The 21,302-nt window shown below is 52.2% G+C and carries 25 protein-coding genes; 12 read left to right on the top strand and 13 right to left on the bottom strand.

The genetic code is table 11. The features are described from left to right. Positions 1-136 precede the first annotated feature (136 nt). From E3E26_RS08340 to E3E26_RS08325, 4 genes are all read right to left on the bottom strand, one after another. Positions 137-520 (bottom strand): DUF835 domain-containing protein, encoded by a 384-nt coding sequence (locus tag E3E26_RS08340; RefSeq protein ID WP_167900881.1) that lies wholly within the window; start codon positions 518-520, stop codon positions 137-139. 222 nt (positions 521-742) lie between these two features. After that, a complete protein-coding gene (gene mce, locus E3E26_RS08335; RefSeq protein ID WP_167900880.1) occupies positions 743-1,147 on the bottom strand; it encodes a methylmalonyl-CoA epimerase in 405 nt (134 codons plus the stop codon). Continuing rightward, positions 1,144-2,103: a methylmalonyl Co-A mutase-associated GTPase MeaB gene (meaB, locus tag E3E26_RS08330; RefSeq protein WP_167901026.1), complete on the bottom strand. Its 960-nt coding sequence runs from the start codon at positions 2,101-2,103 to the stop codon at positions 1,144-1,146. Before meaB ends, mce begins: the two co-directional genes overlap by 4 nt. A gap of 47 nt (positions 2,104-2,150) precedes the next feature. After that, on the bottom strand, positions 2,151-2,579 hold the full coding sequence (locus E3E26_RS08325; RefSeq protein WP_167901025.1) for a cobalamin B12-binding domain-containing protein: 429 nt from the start codon (positions 2,577-2,579) through the stop codon (positions 2,151-2,153). Positions 2,580-2,702: 123 nt separating this feature from the next. Between E3E26_RS08325 and E3E26_RS08320 the strand changes: the two genes are divergently transcribed. Further along, positions 2,703-3,344 (top strand): PHP domain-containing protein, encoded by a 642-nt coding sequence (locus E3E26_RS08320; protein WP_304940785.1) that lies wholly within the window; start codon positions 2,703-2,705, stop codon positions 3,342-3,344. Here E3E26_RS08320 and E3E26_RS08315 read toward each other — a convergent pair. From E3E26_RS08315 to E3E26_RS08290, 6 genes are all read right to left on the bottom strand, one after another. After that, positions 3,339-3,893 carry a Maf-like protein gene (locus E3E26_RS08315; RefSeq protein WP_167900878.1) on the bottom strand — a complete coding sequence of 185 codons (555 nt, stop codon included), beginning with the start codon at positions 3,891-3,893 and terminating at the stop codon, positions 3,339-3,341. The two genes, E3E26_RS08320 and E3E26_RS08315, sit on opposite strands and share 6 nt — an antisense overlap. Positions 3,894-4,182: 289 nt before the next feature. Continuing rightward, positions 4,183-4,440 carry a hypothetical protein gene (locus tag E3E26_RS08310; RefSeq protein WP_167900877.1) on the bottom strand — a complete coding sequence of 86 codons (258 nt, stop codon included), beginning with the start codon at positions 4,438-4,440 and terminating at the stop codon, positions 4,183-4,185. Beyond that, entirely contained in the window at positions 4,433-4,657 is a 225-nt protein-coding gene (locus tag E3E26_RS08305) for an FHIPEP family type III secretion protein (RefSeq protein WP_167900876.1), read from the bottom strand. Before E3E26_RS08305 ends, E3E26_RS08310 begins: the two co-directional genes overlap by 8 nt. Next, positions 4,650-4,874, bottom strand: a complete 225-nt coding sequence (locus E3E26_RS08300) for a hypothetical protein (protein WP_167900875.1) — start codon at positions 4,872-4,874, stop codon at positions 4,650-4,652. Before E3E26_RS08300 ends, E3E26_RS08305 begins: the two co-directional genes overlap by 8 nt. Continuing rightward, positions 4,875-5,108, bottom strand: coding sequence for a hypothetical protein (locus tag E3E26_RS08295; protein WP_167900874.1), 234 nt, complete (start codon positions 5,106-5,108; stop codon positions 4,875-4,877). 59 nt (positions 5,109-5,167) lie between these two features. Beyond that, complete coding sequence (locus E3E26_RS08290; RefSeq protein WP_167900873.1) at positions 5,168-6,976, bottom strand: PINc/VapC family ATPase; 1,809 nt, start codon at positions 6,974-6,976, stop codon at positions 5,168-5,170. A 111-nt stretch (positions 6,977-7,087) separates the two neighbouring features. On the opposite strand from E3E26_RS08290, the gene minD reads away from it, so the two are divergent. The 7 genes from minD to E3E26_RS08255 all read left to right on the top strand — a co-directional run bounded on the left by minD (position 7,088) and on the right by E3E26_RS08255 (position 14,873). Beyond that, positions 7,088-7,828, top strand: a complete 741-nt coding sequence (gene minD / locus E3E26_RS08285; RefSeq protein ID WP_167901024.1) for a cell division ATPase MinD — start codon at positions 7,088-7,090, stop codon at positions 7,826-7,828. Further along, positions 7,825-8,568 carry an ATP/GTP-binding protein gene (locus tag E3E26_RS08280; RefSeq protein WP_167900872.1) on the top strand — a complete coding sequence of 248 codons (744 nt, stop codon included), beginning with the start codon at positions 7,825-7,827 and terminating at the stop codon, positions 8,566-8,568. The genes minD and E3E26_RS08280 overlap by 4 nt, the downstream gene beginning before the upstream one ends. A 121-nt stretch (positions 8,569-8,689) precedes the next feature. After that, the gene (asnB, locus tag E3E26_RS08275) at positions 8,690-10,132 is read left to right on the top strand and encodes an asparagine synthase (glutamine-hydrolyzing) (RefSeq protein WP_167900871.1); all 1,443 of its coding nucleotides are present in this window, start codon (positions 8,690-8,692) and stop codon (positions 10,130-10,132) included. Positions 10,133-10,276: 144 nt separating this feature from the next. Further along, on the top strand, positions 10,277-11,491 hold the full coding sequence (locus E3E26_RS08270) for a hypothetical protein (protein ID WP_167900870.1): 1,215 nt from the start codon (positions 10,277-10,279) through the stop codon (positions 11,489-11,491). 38 nt (positions 11,492-11,529) lie between these two features. Next, on the top strand, positions 11,530-12,567 hold the full coding sequence (locus tag E3E26_RS08265; protein ID WP_167900869.1) for a glycosyltransferase family 4 protein: 1,038 nt from the start codon (positions 11,530-11,532) through the stop codon (positions 12,565-12,567). A 32-nt stretch (positions 12,568-12,599) separates the two neighbouring features. Next, on the top strand, positions 12,600-13,619 hold the full coding sequence (locus E3E26_RS08260) for an L-threonylcarbamoyladenylate synthase (protein WP_167901023.1): 1,020 nt from the start codon (positions 12,600-12,602) through the stop codon (positions 13,617-13,619). Between the two features lie 72 nt (positions 13,620-13,691). Continuing rightward, complete coding sequence (locus E3E26_RS08255) at positions 13,692-14,873, top strand: hypothetical protein (RefSeq protein ID WP_167900868.1); 1,182 nt, start codon at positions 13,692-13,694, stop codon at positions 14,871-14,873. An 11-nt stretch (positions 14,874-14,884) separates the two neighbouring features. On the opposite strand, the gene E3E26_RS08250 is transcribed toward E3E26_RS08255, so the two are convergent. Continuing rightward, positions 14,885-15,304, bottom strand: a complete 420-nt coding sequence (locus tag E3E26_RS08250) for a hypothetical protein (RefSeq protein ID WP_167901022.1) — start codon at positions 15,302-15,304, stop codon at positions 14,885-14,887. An 81-nt stretch (positions 15,305-15,385) separates the two neighbouring features. Between E3E26_RS08250 and E3E26_RS08245 the strand changes: the two genes are divergently transcribed. Beyond that, positions 15,386-16,090 (top strand): nucleotidyltransferase domain-containing protein, encoded by a 705-nt coding sequence (locus E3E26_RS08245; protein ID WP_167900867.1) that lies wholly within the window; start codon positions 15,386-15,388, stop codon positions 16,088-16,090. 11 nt (positions 16,091-16,101) lie between these two features. Here the strand turns inward: E3E26_RS08245 and serS are convergent, their stop codons facing one another. Together serS and glp are read right to left on the bottom strand one after the other, a co-directional pair. After that, a complete protein-coding gene (gene serS, locus E3E26_RS08240; RefSeq protein ID WP_167900866.1) occupies positions 16,102-17,475 on the bottom strand; it encodes a serine--tRNA ligase in 1,374 nt (457 codons plus the stop codon). Positions 17,476-17,550: 75 nt separating this feature from the next. Further along, positions 17,551-18,753, bottom strand: coding sequence for a gephyrin-like molybdotransferase Glp (gene glp / locus E3E26_RS08235; protein ID WP_167900865.1), 1,203 nt, complete (start codon positions 18,751-18,753; stop codon positions 17,551-17,553). A gap of 127 nt (positions 18,754-18,880) precedes the next feature. Here glp and E3E26_RS08230 point away from each other — a divergent pair, with 127 nt between their 5' ends. The 3 genes from E3E26_RS08230 to E3E26_RS08220 are packed head-to-tail and all read left to right on the top strand — an operon-like array spanning position 18,881 to position 21,299. Then, a complete protein-coding gene (locus E3E26_RS08230; RefSeq protein WP_167901021.1) occupies positions 18,881-20,251 on the top strand; it encodes an ATP-binding protein in 1,371 nt (456 codons plus the stop codon). A gap of 6 nt (positions 20,252-20,257) precedes the next feature. After that, a complete protein-coding gene (locus E3E26_RS08225; protein ID WP_167900864.1) occupies positions 20,258-20,566 on the top strand; it encodes a hypothetical protein in 309 nt (102 codons plus the stop codon). Beyond that, complete coding sequence (locus E3E26_RS08220; protein WP_167900863.1) at positions 20,556-21,299, top strand: hypothetical protein; 744 nt, start codon at positions 20,556-20,558, stop codon at positions 21,297-21,299. Before E3E26_RS08225 ends, E3E26_RS08220 begins: the two co-directional genes overlap by 11 nt. Positions 21,300-21,302 lie beyond the last annotated feature (3 nt).

Genomic DNA, 21,302 nt, shown 5'->3' with positions numbered 1-21,302 from the left:
AGACCGTCCCTGGGGGCTGAACCGAAACTGGCAACGGGAGTAGGAGATGAGCCCCCGAACCAATGAACCTCCTTGATAGGTTGGGGTTATGACTCCCGAGAAGAACCCGCACCCATCAAGGCAGGGAGGAGGTCAGCTACTCGACAATCCTCTTGAGGATGTTGAGAACCCTGTCGTCCAAACCATCACCAACGGTCACATAGAAGTCCGAATTCATGAGAAGAGCTATATCACGCAGCTTGCTAACAAAGCGGAGGGTTGGTTCAACACCATTCTCAATTATGAGATACTCAACAGCATCGAGAACAACATCTGCCTCCTCCTGCTGAAGATGCTCCCAGACCGTCTGTTCGATCACATGAAGCCTCGAGGGATGAACCGCATTGGGATGGGACACCTTGGCGAGCCATATCTGGTGGACGTTGTGTCCTTGGATTTCAAAGGGGGGCCTCCGGGTTATGAGTATTTTTTTACGATTCGCGTCTTTTATGAGTATATCATTAAGCCGTCGATAATCCATTATTCTTGACCCGATTCGTAGGGGCCTCCCCTTTAGTAACATAACCACCACTTCACGCAGATTACTTGATACATCAGGATTAAGGCATGACCAACGCAAGTTCGGTATGCCCTATATAAATGTTACTGTGAGTCGGATAAAAAATTTCACAACAAGTCATTTGGTTCAGCTAACTCCTGGAAAAATAACAAAAGATTGGAAATTCTTGAATCCTATGCCTAATCAATCTCCCTTTCTCTCACAGAGTTCGAGCAAAACGCCCGTTACAGCCTTTGGATGTATGAATGCGATTTTCGCACCACCTGCACCGATTCTGGGCTGTTCGTCGATCAGTCTGTAACCCGCTTCCTTCAGCTTTGCAAGGTGCTCCTCTATGTTTTCAACGCCGAGTGCTATGTGGTGTATGCCTTCACTACGCTTGGCAATGAACTTGGCTATTGGGGAGTCCTCGGCCGTTGGCTCCAGAAGCTCGATCCTGCTCTCGCCGACGTGGATTATCGCAGTTCTAACCTTCTGATCCGGCACTTCTTCAATCTCCTCGACCTTGAGGCCGAAACCTTCCCAGATCTTTATGGCCTCTTCAAGGTTCTTCACTGCAATACCAACGTGGTCAATTTTCTTTATCATACCCTCACCCCCAGAGTTTTTTCAAGAACCAAATCCGCGGCAGAGTACGGGTCTATCTCCCGCTTCACAATTTTATCTATCAGGCCCGAAACCTCTTCCTCGTCGAGCCGCTCACTTATCATCTTCGCTATTCTGCCAGAGATTATAGTCTTAACCTCTTCTTCGGCACGGAACTTCCTCTTGCGCTCTATTTCGCCGCTCCTTTCGAGGAACTCATGGTGATCTTTTATTGCCTTCCAGAGGTCTCTTATGCCTCTCATTGTCGTCGCCACGGTCTCGACTATCGGCGGCCTCCAGCCGCGCTTCTCCCAGCGCTCCTTCTCGAGGTCGAGCATCAGATTAAGTTCGAAGTAAGTGGCATCTGCCCCCTCTTTGTCGGCCTTGTTTATAACGAAAACGTCCGCTATCTCCATAAGGCCAGCCTTAATCGCCTGTATGTCGTCGCCCAGACCTGGGACCGTAACGAGAACGACCGTATCAGCAGTTTTGACGATGTCAATCTCTATCTGGCCTACGCCAACCGTCTCAACGAAAATAACGTCGCAGCCGTAAGCATCGAGCACCTTTATCGCGTCACTCGTGGCCTTGGCCAGTCCACCTAGGGAGCCGCGTGTGGCCATGCTCCTGATGAAAACGCCCGGGTCGGTTGAGTGCCTCTGCATCCTTATCCTGTCGCCGAGCAGAGCGCCGCCGGTGAAAGGTGAGGTTGGATCAATGGCTATGACGCCGACAACTTTGCCTTCCTCCCTCGCGACCCTGATCAGCTTGTCGAGAAGAGTCGATTTTCCAGCTCCGGGAGGGCCGGTGATACCGACGATATAAGCATTGCCCGTGTAAGGGTAGATCTTTTTGATTACTTCTCTAGCTTTCTCCTCGTCGTTTTCCACGAGGGTTATCAGCCTAGCCGTGGCGCGCTTATCGCCCTGGAGCATGCGTTCGATCAGGTCGTCTATCATCGTCACCACTCGGACAAATTATCCAGAAAGAAATTATAAAGGTTGGCTTAGCTCGAGAACTTCTTGAGCTTAGGAACATTCTCGTCGATGAACTTTATGATTTCACTTATTGGACTGCCGGGGCCAAAGACCTTGGCAACGCCCATCTTTTCAAGTTCCTCTGCGTCGTCGGGCGGAATTATTCCACCGGCAATGACAAGAACGTCCTCGTTCACCTTCAGACCCCTCTCTTCGAGGAGCTTGAGTATCTTTGGGATGAGAACCATGTGAGCTCCGGACAGAATGCTTATGCCCAGAACATCGACGTCTTCCTGGATGACGCTCTCCACTATCTGCTCGGGTGTCTGCCTTATTCCAGTGTAGATGACCTCAAAACCAGCATCGCGTAAAGCCCTCGCAACGACCTTAGCTCCCCTATCGTGACCGTCAAGTCCTGGCTTTGCAACGAGAACTCTAACCCTGGAGCGCTCGACCATTTCCACCACCGGGAAGATTTTGTTTCAGGCGGTATTTAAAGGTTGTCAAAACTCAAGGTTGAGCTTTACGTTGGATATTTTGTCCAGAAGGTTTTTAATCGCCTTTCCTTAGGTTGAAACATGATGGACCTTCACACCCACACCACGTACTCCGACGGAACCGGAAGCATTCCCGAAAACATAGCCGCGGCCGAACAGAAAGGGCTGAGACTCCTCGGGATAAGCGACCATATTCACTACCTCACCACAAAGAGCCTCAACCGATACGTCAGAGAGATACGCCAGTGGAGCGAAAGTGCCGAGCTCGTCGTTTTAGCCGGGGTGGAGGCCAATATAATGCACGGGGGAGTCGATATAACCACGGACATAGCCAAGAAGCTCGACTACGTCATAGCAAGCGTTCATCTGTGGGTGGAGACGCCAGAGGAACACGTCGAACTTGTTAAACTCGCCCTCCAAGACGAGAACGTTGACGTAATCGGCCACTTTGGGGCGAGCTTCCCCTACACAGGCTATCCAAGCGAGGAGGGCCTGAGGGAGATACTAGAACTGGCCGAAGCGAATGGAAAGGCCTTCGAGATAAGCTCACGTTATAAAGTTCCCGAACTGGACTTTATCAGGAAGTGCATAAAAAGAGGTATAAAGCTCACATTCGCCAGCGACGCTCACTGGCCGAGGAGTGTCGGAAACGTAAGCTGGAGCGAGAAGGTCTTCAGGAAGGCTGGAGGAAGAAAAGAAGACCTTCTCTTCTCGGAGCTTTTATAAAACCTTAAAGCCGAGCTCCCTAAGTTTCATAATTATCTCAATCGGGAAGCCGACAACGTTGTAGTAGTCACCCTTGATCCATTCCACCAGAAGGCCTCCCTTCCCCTGTATGCCGTAGGCGCCAGCTTTATCCATGGGCTCGCCAGTTCTTATGTACGCCCATATCAGCTCGTCGCTCAGCTCCCTGAACTTGACTTCCGTGATGACGGCACCCGAGACCTCTTCTCCCTCGTAGATTATGCAGTAGCCGGTCGTGACGCAGTGAACCCTGCCGCTGAGGAGCTTCAGCATCCTGTAGGCCTCTTCCTCGCTTCCCGGCTTGCCGAGGATATGGCCATCGATGGAGACGACGGTGTCGGCACCGATGACAGTCCCGCCGACGCGGTTGTAAACTTCCCTTGCTTTCCTCCTAGCGAGCTCAAGGGCGTAAGCTCTCGGCTCGGTCAGGGAGCACTCCTCGCTCGCGTTGCTCGGAACTACCTTGAAGTCCTTAATGAACCTGCCAAGTATTTCCCTTCTCCTCGGACTTGCTGAGGCCAGCACTAACATGGTTGGGCCTTCGGAAAAGGGTTAAAAAAGCTTCCGAGAACTAAAGCTGGCGATGACGACAATTTCGCTAGCTGAAGTCGCGCTCCACGCGGCAGGATGATGAGTACCCTCGCAGCTGAGCCATCATGCAGTTTCTTTCCGGCATCCAGCCCATTTTTCAATGCTAGAAACCACCAGATAGACGAAGGCAAGGATCCAGAGAGCACTTCCAATTATCAGGGCCCTTGGGCCGACTATGAATGCGAAGAGATAAGCAAAGAACCCTCCGATCGCCAGAGCCTAAAAGATCTTATCTTTCCAAACCATCACCTTCACATCCCTGCTCTTCAAACTTTTTCAGGCTGGATTCAAGCTCGGCAACCTTTGATTCCAGGCGCTCAACCTTCATCGTAAGCACAAGCAACAGAAAGACCAAAACAATAAGAGCAGTAGCGAAGAGAAAGGCTGCATCGCCCCTTTCCTCTGGCTGAACCCAGAGTATCAACGCAAGCGATGTCAGCACCGCAAAGAGCACGGAGAGATCCCTTATGAGCCTCATTTCAGCCATCCCCCTCAATCTTTCTTCTCAGCGCTTCCACCTCGCGGCGAATACTTTTGACCTGTGAATTCAGGCCCTCAATCTGGCTCCCAATCTCCATGATGACCCAGCCAACCGTAGCGAACAGCAGAACCATCATCAGGACTGGGAACCATCCCATGGGATACACCATAATGAGGATCGAGACAACGATTATCGCAAACCCCACGGTGGAAATACTAGCCATCTATCACCCCTCCGGAGCGTTTAAGGGCATCCAGTTCACTCCTAAGGGATTCTAGCTTCTCGTTGAACTCCCGCCGCATCTCCCCCATCTTCCACACGACGAGGCCAAGGGCAATGACCACAGAGCCGACGATCCAACTGCCCGCAAACAGGAGCAGAAAGCCCAAACCGGTAATCACTGCACCTGCAACCTCCATGCCGTCCCAATTTTCTCCCATTCACTCACCTCTCCGCCCTTCAAGCTTTTCACGCACTTCTTCGAGCTCCTTCTTCATGGCATTAACTTCGCCGCTCAGTTCGGAGACCTTCACAAGGAGAACCACAATGAGGATTAAGGGGAGCAGCCCCAAAAAGAGCTTCATGATCTCAGGTCCGCCAGGGATGAATGGCATTGCTATGAGCATGATGAACAACACTGCACCGATGGTTGCCAAAACATCAGCCGCACCCACTAATTACCACCATATAAAAGAAGAAAACAAACCATAAAAAGTTTTCGAAGTCGGCGAGGTCAGGCCGAGGCCCATATCGGAATGCCCGCATCGAGGAGCCTCTTCAGCTCCTTCCCTATCGGCGTGCTCTTGCTTACCTTGACGAGGCCCTTCTTGCTCGGCGTTGCAGTGAAGACATACTGCTCGCCGCCGTAGAACTTGAGCGGCTTCTTAGCATAGTCTGGCGAAACGCGGAGCACTATCGTTTTCTTTTTCTCCTCGACATCGACGGGTATCCTCTCCTTCGGCTTTGCCGCTTCCCTCTCGGCAAAGCTCTTGACGTCGATGCTTATCCCTATGCGCTTTTCAAGCTCGGTGATGCGCTTGCCCTTCTTCCCTATGATTGCAGGAATGTCGAACTCGTCGGCATAAATAACCGCCTTGTGCGGGCTGACTATCTCAACCTCGGCGTAGACATCCGGCAGGAACTTCTTTATCTCCTGCTTGAGCCTCTTCTCCGCAAGCCTCAGCGCCGGTGCTTTCTCCTCCTTCTTTACTGAAACAACGCTTATCTCCTCACCGTAGGTGTATATCTCGTACTCAAGCTCGCCCGTCTCAAAGTCGCGAACCTCGATGACAGGCCTGGCCAAGTCCTCTTCTTTCATACCGCTTGGCACCTTAACGAGGTACTCCAGTGTCAGGACCTTGGCGACCTTTCCTGCCTTGATGAAAATCACGGTGTCGACTATCTGGGGTATCATTCCCAGCTCGACCCTTCCGATGAACCTCTGGATCGCATCGATGGGCTTGGTAGCATGCACGACACCAACCATTCCGACGCCTGCAAGTCTCAGATCAGCGTATATTTTGAAGTCGCTGGTCTTTCTCATCTCGTCGAATATCGTGTAGTCTGGCCTGACGAGGAGGAGTATGTCTCCCGTCTTTTCCATTCTACCGGCCAAAGCCGTGTACTGGGTTATCTCGTCGCTCACCTGCAGATCCCTCGGCTTCTCCATTGTTTTCACTATCTTGCCCATGGAGGCGTAGTACTCAGCCAAAGCCTGTGCGAAGGTTGTCTTTCCTTCTCCCGGCGCACCTGCTATGAGTATTCCCTCCGCCTTATCCACAAGCCTCTCCAGGAGCTTCTCGCTCAGATCGTAGTCCTCTATACTCAGCTTTGTGACGGGTCTAACGGCAGTTATCTCAATCCTGTCTGCAAAGGGCGGCTTGGCAATAACTATACGGTAGTTTCTGAGCTGGACGACGGTCGCTCCTGGCTCGTCGAGTTCTATAAAGGATTCTGGATCACGCCTCGCGCGCTCGACTATGTCATCGGCAATCTCTTCGAGCTCTTCGTCGGTCAGAATCTCGTCACGAACGGGAACGAGCTTCCACTCTCCCGGCCTTCCCTTCTTTGCCATCGGCCTTAAGCCAGCTTTCAGGTGAACGCTCATCGTCGTCTCGTCAAAGAAGTCCTCCAAGCGGTGCCTGACTTCTTTCTTGGCCGTCAGGTAAATCACGTCTATACCCTTGGCGATGGCTATGTCCCTCTGCACCTGGTCACCGGTTATTAGAGTGGCGCTCAGCGTCTGGGCAACCTCCCTGACCATGTGGTCTATTTCTCCAGCCTTCGCCCTACTTATCTGCCAGAGCTCGGGCCGCTCGCCGTAGAACTCGAGGAGTATCTTTCCTTTATCGGACATCTCACGGAGCTTCTTGAGCTCCTCAAGCCCTACATGGCCTATAGCCTTGCCCTCGTTGGCTTGGTGCTCTATCTCGGCAATGACTGCCTCAGGGATAACGACCTTAACTTTGTCTTCAAGCGTTGATAGGAACTGCGTAAGGCGGCCATCAACTATAACACTCGTATCAGCAACGAACACTCTCATTTCTCTCACCTCAGAAGTCCCGGAAACTCTCATCCGTTTATAAGACTTCCCTAACCGGTGTTTTGACTAAAGGTTCATAAAGGTTTAGCCGAAAATAGGATGGGTGGGATAATGGGCAGGCTGATATCCATCGCCTCTGGCAAGGGAGGCACGGGAAAGACCACAACAACGGCTAATCTTTCAATAGCCCTCGGAAAAATGGGCTATCACGTTTGTGCCGTTGATGCTGACCTGACGATGGCGAACCTGAGCCTCGTCATGGGAATAGATGACGCGTACACAACCCTTCACGACGTCCTCGCTGGAAGAGCAACCATAAACGAGGCCATCTACGCAACGGCATACGAGAACGTCCACCTCGTCCCTGCATCGATAGACTGGGAGCACGTCATAAGGGCCGATCCCAGGAAGCTTCCGGACACGATAAGGAAGCTGAAGGACAAGTTCGACTACATCATAATAGACTCCCCAGCGGGACTTCAGATGGACGCGATGAACGCCATGTTGAGCGGTGAGGAAGTTCTCCTCGTTACGAACCCAGAGATATCGTGTGTTACGGACACCATGAAGGTAGGAATGGTTCTCAAAAAAGCCGGCTTGGCAATTCTCGGATTCGTGCTCAACCGCTACGGAAGGAGCGATAACGATATTCCTCCCGACGTCGCGGAGGAGGTCATGGAGATACCTCTCCTGGCTGTTATTCCGGAGGATCCAGCCGTCAGAGAAGCAACCCTCGAAGGAGTTCCCGTCGTTGAGTACAAGCCCAACTCCGAGGGGGCTAAGGCATACATGGAGCTTGCGGAGAGAGTAGCGAGGATATCCGGCCTCAAGGCTAGGGTGATGAGGAAGTGATACTGACCTTCGTGGGCACTGCTGGAAGCGGAAAAACGACCCTAACCGGGGAGTTCGGGAGGTATCTGGAGGAAAACGGATACAACGTCGCCTACGTGAACCTCGATACGGGAGTCAGGTGGCTCCCTTACAAACCTGATTTAGACGTTAGGGACGAAGTAACCGCATGGGAGATAATGGAGGAGGGTTACGGGCCCAATGGGGCCATAGTTGAGAGCTACGACAGGCTTCTCCCAAAAGTTGGGAGCTACGTCGATTGGATTCTCAGGCTTGATACGGGGAACGACTACGTCCTCCTCGACACGCCTGGCCAGATGGAGACCTTCCTCTTCCACGAATTCGGAGTCAGGCTTATGGAGAACCTTCCCGAGCCCCTCACAGTTTACCTCTTCAGTCCAGACATTCTAAGAAAGCCCCACGACTTCTGCTTCGTGAGGTTCTTCGGTCTCATGATCGATTTGCGCCTCGGCACAACAACAGTTCCAGTTCTCAGCAAAATCGATATCGTTGAGAACATAGATGAATACAGGAAATACCTCGATGACATCGAGTATCTGAGGGCCAGACTTAAGCTTGACCCGTCGATGCAGGGGCTTCTGGCCCACAAGATGTGCTCGGTCCTCCCAGAGCTCGCCTCGCCGACGAGGGTTGTTTACATCTCAGCCAAAACGCGCGAAGGCTTCGATGAGCTCGAAACCCTAGCCTACGAGCACTACTGCACCTGCGGAGACCTGACATAGTTCACCGGCCCTTCGATTTTATGAGCATTCTTTCAGCCAGTGCCTGCCATTTTGAAAACTCTTTCAAGGAATAAGGGGGAAGCCTTTTGGCATTGTGTCTTAAAGTTCATTGGGTGAGAGCATGTGTCTTGTAGCGGGAGGAATCGGCGCTAACCTTAAGGAACACTTTACAATGATGATTCTTGCGGGAAAGCACAGGGGAGAGGACTCTTTTGGTGTGTGGACTGATGGGGGCGTGCTCAAATCGGAGGACTTTTCGAGGCTTGACGAAATTCCTGACGGAAGAATCGGCCTCCTCCAGTGCAGGCTGGCCATGACCGGTTCCCTCGGTTACACCCAGCCATTCTACAACGATTTGGTGCTCGTCCATAACGGTGAGATATACAACCACAACCACATGAGGAATTACCTCGAGGGCAGGGGCGTCTCCTTCGAGAGCGACGTTGACAGCGAGGTGATCCTAAGGCTCCTCGAATATCTCCTGGAGAGGGGCCTTAACGTTGAGACAGCTGTTAAAAAGGCCATGAGCATGCTGGTAGGGGACTACGCGGTTGCCTTCAGTGATGGCAGGAGGATATACCTCTTCCGCGACCCTGTTGGTGTGAGGCCGCTCTACTATTCACCGAACGGCTTCTTCGCCTCGGAGAAGAAAGTGCTATGGGCAATTGGTGAGCAGGCAATTCCAGTTCAGCCGGGAGAGTTGGTCCTCCTCTCGCGCGAGGGGTTTCAAAGGAGAAGGCTCTTCAGCGTACTGGAACTAAAAAGGACGGTCTTTTCCGGAGAGAGAGCAAAGCTCTCGCTAATGAGGACGCTGACCCATGCTGTGCGGGTCAGGGTTGGGAAGAGGACGGGGGTTCTCTTCTCTGGCGGGCTGGATAGCTCGCTGATAGCTCTGATTGCATCGAGGTACTCGAATGTCGTCCTCTACACCGCAGGAGCCGAGGGGAGTCAGGACCTCGAATGGGCCAGGAAGGTCAGCGAAGAGCTTGACCTTCCGCTCAGGGAGTATGTTTTTGATCTGGATGACGTCAGGGAGGCCGTTCCGAAAGTTGCATTTGCCATAGAGGAACCAAATGCTATGAATCTGGCAATAGGCATTCCGCTCTACTTCGCCACCAAGCTCGCCCACGAAGATGGCTGCAAGCTTCTTCTAAGCGGCCAGGGAGCCGACGAGCTCTTCGGCGGCTACGCAAAATACCTCGAGAGGCCGGAACTCATGGAGAGCGATCTGCTTGAAATAGGCGAAAAGAACCTTGCCAGGGACGATAAGATAGCGATGCTGAACTCTGTGGAAGGAAGGGTTCCCTTCCTTGATCTGGCGGTGATTTCAACCGCCCTCAACACGCCCCTCGAGGCCAAGATAAGGAATGGCATCAGAAAAGCAGTCCTCAGGGAAGCCGCCGTGGAGCTCGGCCTTCCAAAGTGGATAGCTGAGAGAGACAAAAAGGCCGCTCAGTATGGCAGCGGTGCCCAGAAGCTCCTCGAGAAGCTCGCCAGGAGTGAAGGGATGGCCCTCAGAGAGTACGCCCAAAGAGCCTTTAACGAGGCATTTAAACGCGGATAAACGTTGTTAAACGTCCTTTAATCTTCCAGGACACGGGGGAGCTTTTTTTAACTTTCCCCTCCCTCTTCTCGCAAACACGGGCAAACGGTTTCGTGAAAAACGCTTAAATATGGCTCTTTCGAAACTAAAACCAGGTGAAAAGCCGTGATACTGCGAAAAGGCCTCGCACTGCTCATTGGAATCCTGTTCATCATAAGCCCCATCACGAGGGTCCATGCCGCAGGGGTAAATATAAAGCTCGTAATCATCGTGAGCGACAACGAGGCTGATAGGGCGATAGCAGAGAACGTGGCAGAAATCCTGGGTGCCCAGGTAGTCGTTAGCCCCTGGGGAACCTATGACCCGGCTGCGAGTGCAGAGATACTGACGATAAACCCCGATAGGATAATAATCATCGGCGGATCCGTCGCCGTACCCGAGGAATACACTCAGGACTTTGAGGAGTTTGGGATACCCTATGAGCGCTGGTACGGCGAGACGAGGTACGAGACGAACCTGGCAGTTATAAAGATGCTCAAGGAGGAGTTCCCCGAGGCGTTTAGCCAAATAACTTCAGTGGTCATTGTTAACGGGCGCGATGTTCTTGCCATAGAGAACTATCAGAGCATGAGGGAATACTTCCCAAATGAGTTTGAAGGCATCCCCATTCTAATCCTCACAGATGAAGGAAAAATCCAGACCACGCTGGACGTCCTGAACGAGTTCAACAGGATTACCGAGGTCAGATACATGGCCACCTACGCAAGTTCGTTCAGCAGAACTCCCCTGTTCCCTATTAACAAGGAAACAATTGACCTCTGGCTTAAAAAGCGCTTCGGGACAGATTACTTCTCCTCCGAGAGTATGTCCATGCCTTCCACTACAAGAACGTACCAGGTTCTAGTTGATGTGCAGAACAAGACCCACCGTGCCGAGACGCTCTTAGATGGTCTTGAAATCCCAGATGCTAGGAAGAAGCTCGACGATGCCAAGAAGCTGATGACCCTCGCGTGGGAGGCATACAATGAGGGAGATTATACCAAGGCCTACGAGCTGGCAATGATGGCCAACTTCAACGCGGACTTCGTTATCTCCCGCGCATACAGGGAGATGAACACCATCTATCAGGGCTCTGCCAAGCTTCAAATGACCAGGGAGCTGTTCCGGCTGCAGGTAATGGTGGAAGTCCTCAAGAAGAAGGGCTATAACGTTAGCAACCTCGAGGCTTTGTTGAGCCAGGCAAGGGAAGCCTTGGATAGAGGGGACTACTCAGCACTCCTCAATGACCTGATTCCGCAGATAAAGAACGAGATAGCCCAGCTGACAGTGAAGAGGCCGATCCCAGGAATGCCTGAAGGACGGGACAGAGGAAGACCATAAGGCTTTTTAACGCCTCTTCTCCATTTTTCCCGGTCAAAATGAGGATTCTAATGGTAGGACACTACCCTCCCCACGGCGGTGGCGTTGCAAACCACCTTGACAACCTCGTAAGGGAGCTTAGAAAGCGCCACGAGGTTCACGTCCTTACCTATGGCCCAATTAAACCGAGGGAGAACGAGAAAGAATTCATCCATCAGGTTAGGGTTCCACCGGTTTACGGCATTAGGGGGACGAGCTTTGCCCTTCTTGGGGCAAAGGAGATAGTCAGACTCCATCGCGAGTTCGGTTTTGATTTGGTGCACGCTCACTTCGTGGGGACAACGAGCTACGCCGGCGTTCTGGCCAAGGAGAGAACTGACCTGCCTCTTGTTGTCACCGCCCACGGAAGCGATTTAGAACACACCGCGAAGCTCACCCTTGGAAGATTTTACGTCAAAAGAACGCTTGCGACGGCAGACGCTATAATAGCTGTCAGCCACTGGCTCGCAAAGAAGGCGATTTCCCTGGGAGCGGGCAGGGTTAAGGTTATCCCCAACGGCGTCAAGTCTCTCTCGGAAAAGCAGGGTCAAAGGCGCTACATCACGTTTATTGGAACCTTGAGAGATTACAAGAGCCCGGAAACGTTTATCGAACTGGCCAGGGTTTTTCCCGATAGGGAGTTCCTCGTGGTGGGCGATGGCCCCCTCAGGGGAAAACTCGAGAGGAAAGCGCCGGAGAACGTTAGGTTTTTGGGTTACCGCCGCGATGTGGATAGAATCCTCTCAGAAAGCCTCCTTCTTGTGCTGCCCTCAAAGAGGGAAGGCTTCGGCCTTGTAATCCTTGAAGCCAACAGCCTCGGCGTTCCGACTGTTGGGAGAAGGGTGAGCGCTATCCCCGAGCTAATAAGGGAAAGGAAAAACGGGCTGACGTTCAAAAGCTTCGAGGATCTGGTAAAAGCCGTCGAGTCAATCCTCGAACCGAAGGTCAACATGAAGGCCGGAAGGACTGGAAGGAGGATAGCCAGCCTCTACTCCTGGGAGGCCGTGGCAAGGGAGGTTGAAAAGGTTTACCTCGAGGCCATTGGGCAACGTTTTTAACGGCCTTTTCTCGGTGAACGTTGGGTGAGAGGATGACAGTAGTAATCAATATGCGAGACGGTATGGATGATAGGAAGATAAAGATCGCTGCGAGGTTCATACTCGAGGGCAAGCTCGTCGCCTTCCCAACGGAGACTGTTTACGGCCTCGGTGCGGATGCACTGAACGAGGAAGCTGTAAGGAGAATATTCAAGGCCAAGGGAAGGCCAGCGGACAACCCGCTGATAGTTCACATCGCAGACTTCGATGACCTCAAAAAGCTCGCGAGGGAAATACCGGACGAGGCAAGACTCCTAGCCGAAAAGTTCTGGCCAGGCCCCCTAACGGTAGTTCTCCCCAAAAAGGAGGAGGTACCAACGGTCACTACCGGCGGCCTAGACACCGTGGCGGTTAGAATGCCCGCCCACCCGATAGCCCTCGCACTCATAAGGGCCAGCACGCCGATAGCGGCCCCATCAGCCAATATAAGCGGAAAGCCAAGTCCAACCCTGGCCGAGCACGTCATAGATGATTTCTACGGAAAAATCGAGTGCATAATCGACGGAGGCGAGACAAAAATAGGCGTGGAATCCACCGTCATCGACCTGAGCAGTGAGAAACCGACTCTCCTGAGGCCCGGGGGTCTGCCGCTCGAGGAGATAGAAAAGGTCATTGGAGAAGTAGAGATACATCCCGCGGTCAGGGGCAAGCTCGTCGATGTCGCCCGCTCTCCAGGGATGAAGTATAAGCACTACTCGCCGAATGCGCAGGTCATTGTCGTTGAAGGGCCTAGAGAGAACGTCAGGAAAAAGATAGAAGAGCTCGTTAATGAGTACAGGAAAAAAGGACTGCGGGTTGGAGTTATGGCCACAGAACAATACGACGCAGATGAGTTCTTCCATCTTGGAACGAGCGAGGAGGAGGTTGCCAGGAACCTGTTCAGGGCCCTAAGGGAGCTCGACAAGAGGGGAGTTGACATCATAATCGCCGAAGGAATCGAGGAGAGAGGTTTGGGCTTTGCGGTGATGAACAGACTAAGAAAGGCAGCAGGGTACAGAATAGTATGGGCATAGACAACGCTTAAATATTGAAACCATTAAATTTAGCCAACGAAACCCTGACTTGAATCATGTGGGGTGGGAAATTTGACAACCAACATAGGGCTAGAAGGGCCAGAAGAGCTTGAACAGCTCGCTTTCAAGAGAATCAACGATGGGAAGCTTAAAGAGGGGCTTAAATTGGTTCTTCGCGCTGCAAAAGGTTATGAAGAGGAGGGGAAAAAGGAGGATGCTGCGAGACTTTACAAATACTTGGGATATGTTCTGCTTGAGAAAACTAAATTGATTGAGAAGGCCCGTCCCTCCCTTTTGAAGAGCGCCTACCTCTACATTGACCTCATCGAAGAGGAGATAACCCGACCGGAGGTTAACCTGGACATCCTTGATGAGTACTGCTCCAACGTTCTCGAGATCTTTCTGACGCTAAACGATGAAAGAAACCTGATGAAATACGCCGAAGAGTTTGCGGCAATATATGAGGACCTCGGCAACTCGTATCGGGACAATAACGATATCCCTATTGCTATCCGAGCCTACGAATCCGCCTACAGGTACTACAAGATAATCGACAACATTGAATCATACAAGAAGATCGCGGAGATACTGATAACCCTCTATGGACAGATCGCAGAGGAGAAGCTCGAAAAAGGAGACTTAAAGGGTGCTGCAGAGGCTTTCTACCGCCTCGCCAGCTTCATCAGGTCGATATTCGGCTACGATATACACTTCATTGAGATGATGGACACGGCAGCTAAGAACTTTGAGAAGGCCAGCAAGGTGGCCTATTCCAACGGTGACCTTGATAGAACCACCAACTGTCTCGTCAAGGCACAGTACGCATATCTGCTTGCCAAGAACTTCAACAGGGCCAAGCTGATAGGAATAAACACCGTCAGAATGCTCTACCAGATAATAAGCTCCCACCGCGCCAATGGCAACTATGACATGGCCGCCGAAAAGCTTGTGGAGATGGCGGAAGCTCTGATAGGAATTGGCAAAATCAAGGAGGCCATGGAAGCATACAAGAGCGCCCTTGAAACCAGGAGCGATCTGAAGTTCAGGGTCAGGGTCCGCCTGGCTATCCTCAAACAGTTCGTGGCGTCAAAGGGAGATGAAGATCTCCTGGAGGACATCGATACCATTGAGTACTACACCAATAAGAAGAACTACCTGAAAGCCCTTGAGCTGGCCGAAAAAGTACTCCTGAAAAGGGATGAGCTCAAAGAGGTCACAAACATACTCCACGAGGCAGAGGGAATATATCGTTAAGAAAAGAAAGGTCAGGACTTGACCTCTACCCTCGGAAGCGGTATGTGGTAGGGCAGGCGCATCTCCTTCGCGAGGAGCATTATTATCGGGGAGACTTCCTTGGTTATGAAGTTGACGATCTCGGCAAAGGTTACCGGGTCCATTTTCTTTTCATCTTCCCACAGATTGAGTATCTCATCCATCTTGTCCTTCTGGGGCGGAACGTACAGAATGATTCCCTCGATTACACCCTGAGCGACCTTGGGGTTGTAGTCAATCTCATACCTGAAGAGAACCTCAATACCGTTCATCTTTCCGGTAGGAGTGCGTATCTCACCCAGGCGCATTTCCTTAATCTTCGGCGAGAGCCTAACCTCAATCTGGCCCCCAGGGACGCCGATGGCCTTCTTCTCCATCTCGACCTTGGTTATGTTGAATCCAAGCACTGGCATTTCTTTCACCACCCCAAAGTGGTTTCGACTATATAAAACGCTATCGGTAGACCTTTAAACGTTCCGGTCGAGCTTAGTTCAATGCCGAGGGAAAAAGTGGTTAAGATTTGGGACGAGAGGGAAGTGGCTTATCCACCAAAGCGCTGGCGCTACCTTTGGGAAAAGCGGGAGAAAGCTCTGAAAATAATGGAGCGTCTGGAGCAGTTCGACCCGCAGCTCTACGGTAGCGTGGCTAGGGGAGATGTTAGACGAGACAGCGACATTGACATCTTCATCCCGTACAAGGTGCCGAGCTATTTGATAGAGCTCGCCCTTGAGGGCCTGGTAAGCAGGAGAAAGATTGTTATGGCAACGCCGTGGCATCTCATCAAGGGCGTCATCGAGATAGATGAGGAAACGACGGTAACTTTTCCGCTCATAGAACCGAGGGATAGGGAGCTGGAGTTCTATAAGTGGGGTGGCGCGATAGACATCTGGGGTGTGAAGACCAAGCAGAGAGTTCCCGGGGTAAACAAGAAGCTCATTCTTATAGTCCCAACCGAGAAAGGCCACATCGAGCGCGAGGTCGTCGGGAGGGAGAGTGAGGTGGCAAAAATCCTCGGAGTTAGCATCGACATAGTAACCGAGCGCGTTCACGTTCTGACTAGGAGGGACGCGATAGGAAGGACGGGCATTTACCTCAACGAAGAGGTGCCCGATTGGATGACCTTCGAGGAGGCGCTGAAGCTCATAGCGGACCGTGACCCGAACGTCAGGAGAAAGGTGAGGGAAGCAGGTGGGATTTAAAAGAAAAGGAATCACTCAAGCCCCTGGCAACACTTCTCCTTCATGTGTGCCGGGAGGATCTCCTTGAATCCGGTGTACTTCCAGAGGACCTTTGGAAGCTTGACGACGCCCTCCTCAGTCTGGTGGTTTTCGAGGATAGCAACGATAGCCCTCGAGGTGGCTATCGCCGTTGAGTTGAGCGTGTGGACGAACTTGGGCTTCTCGTGAGTCTTGTCGCGGTAGCGGATGTTGAGCCTTCTCGCCTGCCACTCAGTACAGTTGCTCGCCGAAACGACCTCCCTGAACTTACCCTGGCCGGCCATCCATGCTTCTATGTCGTACTTTTTGGCAGCGACGTAGCCGAGGTCGCCGGTACAGATGTTGACGACGCGGTAGGGGATTTCAAGCTCCTGGAAAATCTCCTCAGCGTTCTGAATTAGCTTCTCGTGCCACTCCCAGCTCTCTTCAGGCCGCGAATAGACGAACTGCTCAACCTTGTGGAACTGGTGCACCCTGAATATTCCCTTAGTGTCCTTTCCGGCGGTTCCAGCCTCCTTTCTGAAGCACGGGCTAACACCAACGTAGAGGAGCGGGAGGTCCTTTCCTTCGATTATCTCGTTGGCATGCATTCCAGCGAGCGGGTGCTCAGCCGTTGGGATGAGGTAGAGATCCTCACCTTCGACCTTGTAGATGACGTCCTCGAAGTCGCCGAAGCTGGTGACACCCTCCTCGACGTAGCGGCGCACCATGTAGGGCGGTATGACTGGGATGAAGCCCTTTTCGATGAGTTTATCCAGGGCAAACCTTATGAGGGCGAGGTCAAGGATGACCAGCTCGTTGAGGAGGTAGTAAAACCTCGAACCGCTAACCTTTGCGGCTCTCTCAAGGTCGGCCCCGCGGAGAAGCTCAAGCATGTCGACGTGGAGCCTTGGCCTCCAGTCAATAACCTCATAGTCCATCTTCCCGAGGCTCTGCTCCTTGAACGTCTCAAGGAAGCCCTCCCAAACTCTGGCCTTACCCCAGAACCTTATCGGCACGTTCTCGCTGTCATCTTTGCCGATCGGAACGCTCTCGTGGGTGATGTTCGGCAGGCGCCAGAGGTAGTAGTCGATCTTCGTTCTCAGCTCCTCAACTTCCTTCTCAAGGGTCTCAATCTGCTTCACAATCTCGTTGCTCTTTGCAAGGAGATCGTCTATCGGCTCGCCAGCCTTCTTACGCTTTCCTATCTGCACAGCGAGCTGGTTGCGCTCTTTCCTAAGCTGATTGATCTTCCGTAGGTTCTCGCGCCACTTTTTGTCGAGTTCAAGGATTTCGTCGATCCATTTTATCTTCTCAATTTCCCCGCGCTTTATGAGGTCGCCCTTAACTAGATCAGGGTTTTCACGGATGAGCTTTATGTCCAACATAGCATTCCACCTGGGGAAAGAAGGTGGAAGAGTTTAAAAAAGGTTTTGATGCAGGCATTGGCGTTGCGACAAGTCTCAGCCAAAGAACGTTACTTCAACCTCCTCTCCAGCATCAAGTATCTCGACGTTCTCCGGAACCTCTATGAAGCCATCAGCGTCGATGAAGCTCGTAACGGCTCCGCTGCCCTTGAGTATTGGAACTGCCTTTTCGCCCTCGATCCTGACTGGAAGGAACTGCCTCCTGCCCTTGACCGAGAAGACCTTGTGGGCAAGCCTCTTCTTGACCTTCCTGACCTCACTCTCCCTGCCAAGGAGCTTCCTGAGGAGCGGGGCGACGAGAAGGGTGAAGTTCGTTAGACAGCTCGTGGGATAACCAGGAAGGCCGAAGATGGGCTTCCCGTCTATGAGGCCTATTATTGTCGGCTTACCTGGCTGTATCGCTATGCCGTGGATTTTCACCTCGCCGAGCTCCTCGATTATCGAGCTGGTGAGGTCTCTTATCCCTCCACTTGCGCCGCCGCTGAGGATTACCATGTTGCAGCACTCAAGGCCTTTGAGTATCAGCTCCCTCAGGCTTTCACGGTCGTCCCTTGCTATTCCTAGGAAGATGGCCTCACCGCCGAGCTCCCTTACAGCGTCAGCGATGGCCCTCCCGTTGATGTCGTATATCTGACCGTATTTAAGCTCCGTTCCTGGAAGAACGACCTCGTTGCCAGTGCTTATCACAGCAACCTTTGGCTTTCTGAAGACTCTGACCTTCGAGAAGCCGACCGCCGAGAGAAGCGCCGTATTCTTGAACGTCAGTTTAGTCCCGCGCTTGAGCAGGGGTTTTCCCTTCGGGATGTCTGCCCCTGCCTTCATGACACCCAAGCTTGGATAGGCCGGCTTGTAGATAACCACATCGTCACCTTCCCTGTCCACATCCTCGAACTGTATCACCGCATCTGCACCCTTCGGCAACGGTGCGCCTGTGGATATGTAGACGCTCTCACCGGGCTTGAGCTCTATCGTTGGCGTGTCACCGGCGTTTATCTCACCGATAACCTTCAGCCTCACCGGTTCGCTCTCGCTCGCCATGAAGGTGTCCTCGGCCCTAACGGCGTAGCCATCGACGGTTGCCCTGTCAAATGGCGGGACATCTATTGGAGAGACAATGTCCTCAGCGAGAACCCTGCCGAGAGCCTCTTCGAGGGAAACTTCCTCAATCTCTGGCTTCAGCGGAAATGAGTCTATAACCTTGAGAGCCTCTTCGAGCGGAACCACCTTCAGGAACGCCATTATATCACCCGGAGAAGAGACGTTGATTTTCTATAAATGGGTTGCGTAAGTGGGAGTGTTTACCCCTCTTCTTCACTTTCGAAATCCTTAAATTATTATCCTGGCAAAGATTATCCTGGTGAAGATAATGTTTGTAAACCGAAAGGATGAGTTGACGCTACTCGACAAATTATACCGCTCCGGGAAGAAGGAAGTCCTAATCCTCTATGGGCGCAGGAGGGTAGGAAAGACGGAGCTCGTGAAGAGGTTCATTGAGGACAAACCGGCCATCTATTTCCTCGCCGACAGGGACGGCCTGAAGGCCAACGCGAGGAGGTTCTACCTTGAGACCGCGGAAAAACTCGGCCTGCCCGCGGTGGAGGTGGACGACTTCAGAAAGGCCTTCGAGCTGATAAAGCTCAAGGCCCCGGAAAGGCTCCTCGTTGTCATAGACGAGTTCTCTTATCTACTGCTCACGGACAAAAACACACCGGCCGTTTTCCAGCACGTCGTTGACGAAATCCTAGACGACCGCTTCTTCCTGATACTCACCGGTTCCCTCGTTGGCCTGATGGAGGGCCTAATGAGCTACAACAACCCACTCTATGGTAGAAGAACAGCACAGCTTAAGCTAAAGCCCCTTGGCTTCTTCCACGTCGCCGAGTACTTCCCGGGGAAGCCTCTGGAAACGGTCGTACGGATTTACTCCGTGACGGGCGGAGTTCCAATGTACTTCCGCCTCTTCAGGGGCGAAGACTTCGAGAAGGAACTGATGGAGACGGCCTTTTCGCCGACTTCAATCCTCTACGAGGAGCCGGAGTTCATACTGAGGGAAGAACTCGGGGAGGTGCACAGATACTACCTCATCCTCGAGGCCCTCGCGAACGGGAGGCACAGGGTCAGCGAGATTGCCCAGTACGCTGGAATTGAGGCCAAGGACATGCCCAAGTACCTGCGGACGCTGATTTCCCTCGACCTGGTGAGAAGGGAGGTGCCCGTAACGGAGAGCGAGAGGAGCAGGAAGGCCCGCTACTACCTGAACGACAACTTCCTCAACTTCTGGTTCCGCTTTGTGAAGCCCAACCGCGGAAAGATAGAGATTGGCGCCTTCGAGATGGACTGGAAGGCCTTTAACACCTACGTTGGGAGAGTGTTTGAGGAGGTGGCGAGGGAGTTCTTGATCGAGCTGAACAAAGCGGGAAGGCTTCCCTTCAGGTTCACGAAGGTTGGAAAGTGGTGGCATAGAGGGGAGGAGATTGATTTGGTCGCTTTGAACGAGCGGGAGAGGAGGGCTTTGTTTGCTGAAGTCAAGTGGAAGGAGCTGAGCGAGAGGGAGGCGAGGGGAGTTTTGGGGGAATTGGAGAGGAAAAGCGAGCTTGTTGGACTGGAAGGGTGGGAACACTACTATGGGCTGATATCGAAGGAAATCCGGAATAAAAAGGCATTAAAAGACGAGAGCTGGGTGGTTTGGGATTTGGAGGACTTCGAAAGGCTTATCTCTTCTGGAAGCGAAGTTTGAGGGGTGGTGTCCTTGTCGCTCTTGCCCTTAACTGGGATGTTCATATTCGGCGGGAAGAAAGAAAAGAAAAGGGAAAAGAGCTACGAGGAAATTCTGAAGGAAGCAGAAGAACGGTTTGGAGTACCTGCGGACACAGTAAAAGAACTTGCCCACATATACGTATCTAATGCAGGACTCCCGAGGCTGGTACGCCACGCACATCCGGAAAAAGATCTGGAGCACGTCATGAAGATAACAGGGTCCGTGGACCGGGGGGATAATATATATATCCTCAATCCGAGACGCAAAGTGGCACGAAAAAGCGATGGGAGTTAAGGATCCGCGAGCAGTCAAGTTTGTCCTCCTTCACCCGTTTATCGCGTTGATATTATCCCACCACAGCTCTGCGGAAACCAGCACAATAGGAAAGGCGGTTAGCGATGCGCTGAACGTGTTCTACGGACAAATGGGAAAGACATATGAGGATGCGAAGAAAGAGCAGGACAAGCTGATAGATTACATCACTACAATGGCAGAATTTAACCACCTCCCGATAGTGAAGGAGAAACTAAGAGAGCAGCTGAGGCAAGGTCTTCCAAAGGCCTTTAAAATCGTGGATAAACTTCTCCCAGACAATAGCAAAGAGCACGCAATACTGCTTGATAGCGCATTTAGATACCATGTGAAAGATCCGTTGGTGCTCCTCAAACAGGCAGGCATCGATATTGAGCCAGAACTTGAAGAGTTCCGGCAGTTCTTGGCAGAGATCAGCGGGAAGAAGCCACCTGCACCGAAGTTCAAGGAGGTTCAGAGGGAAGTGGAGGGGCCAAAAGCCCTCTCCGATGATGTAAAGCTTGAAGTCCTCTCCATCCTTCAGGCCCTTGAGTTCTCGGACTACTCCGAGGGAGCGGGAGAAAAGGCCATTAAAAAGCTCTCCGAGAGGGTTACCGAGCTCTCTAAAGAAGAGCCAAGTAAAGAACTTCTACTCAAAATCGGCCTCTACGCCTACGCGCTCGAGATTATAAAAGCCAACCGATGGGAGAAGATTGAAAAACTCAGGGAACTCTAAGGC

Source organism: Thermococcus sp. LS1 (assembly GCF_012027395.1).
Lineage (GTDB): Archaea > Methanobacteriota_B > Thermococci > Thermococcales > Thermococcaceae > Thermococcus.
Note: the sequence above shows the minus strand (reverse complement) of the source record. Positions and strands in the feature narration are given on the sequence as shown.

Excerpts from the sequence above, each read along its gene's own strand:
- E3E26_RS08340 (WP_167900881.1), bottom strand. The coding sequence starts at position 520 with ATGGATTATCGACGGCTTAATGATATACTCATAAAAGACGCGAATCGT.
- mce (WP_167900880.1), bottom strand. The coding sequence starts at position 1,147 with ATGATAAAGAAAATTGACCACGTTGGTATTGCAGTGAAGAACCTTGAA.
- meaB (WP_167901026.1), bottom strand. The coding sequence starts at position 2,103 with ATGATAGACGACCTGATCGAACGCATGCTCCAGGGCGATAAGCGCGCC.
- E3E26_RS08325 (WP_167901025.1), bottom strand. The coding sequence starts at position 2,579 with ATGGTCGAGCGCTCCAGGGTTAGAGTTCTCGTTGCAAAGCCAGGACTT.
- E3E26_RS08320 (WP_304940785.1), top strand. The coding sequence starts at position 2,703 with ATGGACCTTCACACCCACACCACGTACTCCGACGGAACCGGAAGCATT.
- E3E26_RS08315 (WP_167900878.1), bottom strand. The coding sequence starts at position 3,893 with ATGTTAGTGCTGGCCTCAGCAAGTCCGAGGAGAAGGGAAATACTTGGC.
- E3E26_RS08310 (WP_167900877.1), bottom strand. The coding sequence starts at position 4,440 with ATGGCTGAAATGAGGCTCATAAGGGATCTCTCCGTGCTCTTTGCGGTG.
- E3E26_RS08305 (WP_167900876.1), bottom strand. The coding sequence starts at position 4,657 with ATGGCTAGTATTTCCACCGTGGGGTTTGCGATAATCGTTGTCTCGATC.
- E3E26_RS08300 (WP_167900875.1), bottom strand. The coding sequence starts at position 4,874 with ATGGGAGAAAATTGGGACGGCATGGAGGTTGCAGGTGCAGTGATTACC.
- E3E26_RS08290 (WP_167900873.1), bottom strand. The coding sequence starts at position 6,976 with ATGAGAGTGTTCGTTGCTGATACGAGTGTTATAGTTGATGGCCGCCTT.
- minD (WP_167901024.1), top strand. The coding sequence starts at position 7,088 with ATGGGCAGGCTGATATCCATCGCCTCTGGCAAGGGAGGCACGGGAAAG.
- asnB (WP_167900871.1), top strand. The coding sequence starts at position 8,690 with ATGTGTCTTGTAGCGGGAGGAATCGGCGCTAACCTTAAGGAACACTTT.
- E3E26_RS08265 (WP_167900869.1), top strand. The coding sequence starts at position 11,530 with ATGAGGATTCTAATGGTAGGACACTACCCTCCCCACGGCGGTGGCGTT.
- E3E26_RS08260 (WP_167901023.1), top strand. The coding sequence starts at position 12,600 with ATGACAGTAGTAATCAATATGCGAGACGGTATGGATGATAGGAAGATA.
- E3E26_RS08250 (WP_167901022.1), bottom strand. The coding sequence starts at position 15,304 with ATGCCAGTGCTTGGATTCAACATAACCAAGGTCGAGATGGAGAAGAAG.
- E3E26_RS08245 (WP_167900867.1), top strand. The coding sequence starts at position 15,386 with ATGCCGAGGGAAAAAGTGGTTAAGATTTGGGACGAGAGGGAAGTGGCT.
- serS (WP_167900866.1), bottom strand. The coding sequence starts at position 17,475 with ATGTTGGACATAAAGCTCATCCGTGAAAACCCTGATCTAGTTAAGGGC.
- glp (WP_167900865.1), bottom strand. The coding sequence starts at position 18,753 with ATGGCGTTCCTGAAGGTGGTTCCGCTCGAAGAGGCTCTCAAGGTTATA.
- E3E26_RS08230 (WP_167901021.1), top strand. The coding sequence starts at position 18,881 with ATGTTTGTAAACCGAAAGGATGAGTTGACGCTACTCGACAAATTATAC.
- E3E26_RS08220 (WP_167900863.1), top strand. The coding sequence starts at position 20,556 with ATGGGAGTTAAGGATCCGCGAGCAGTCAAGTTTGTCCTCCTTCACCCG.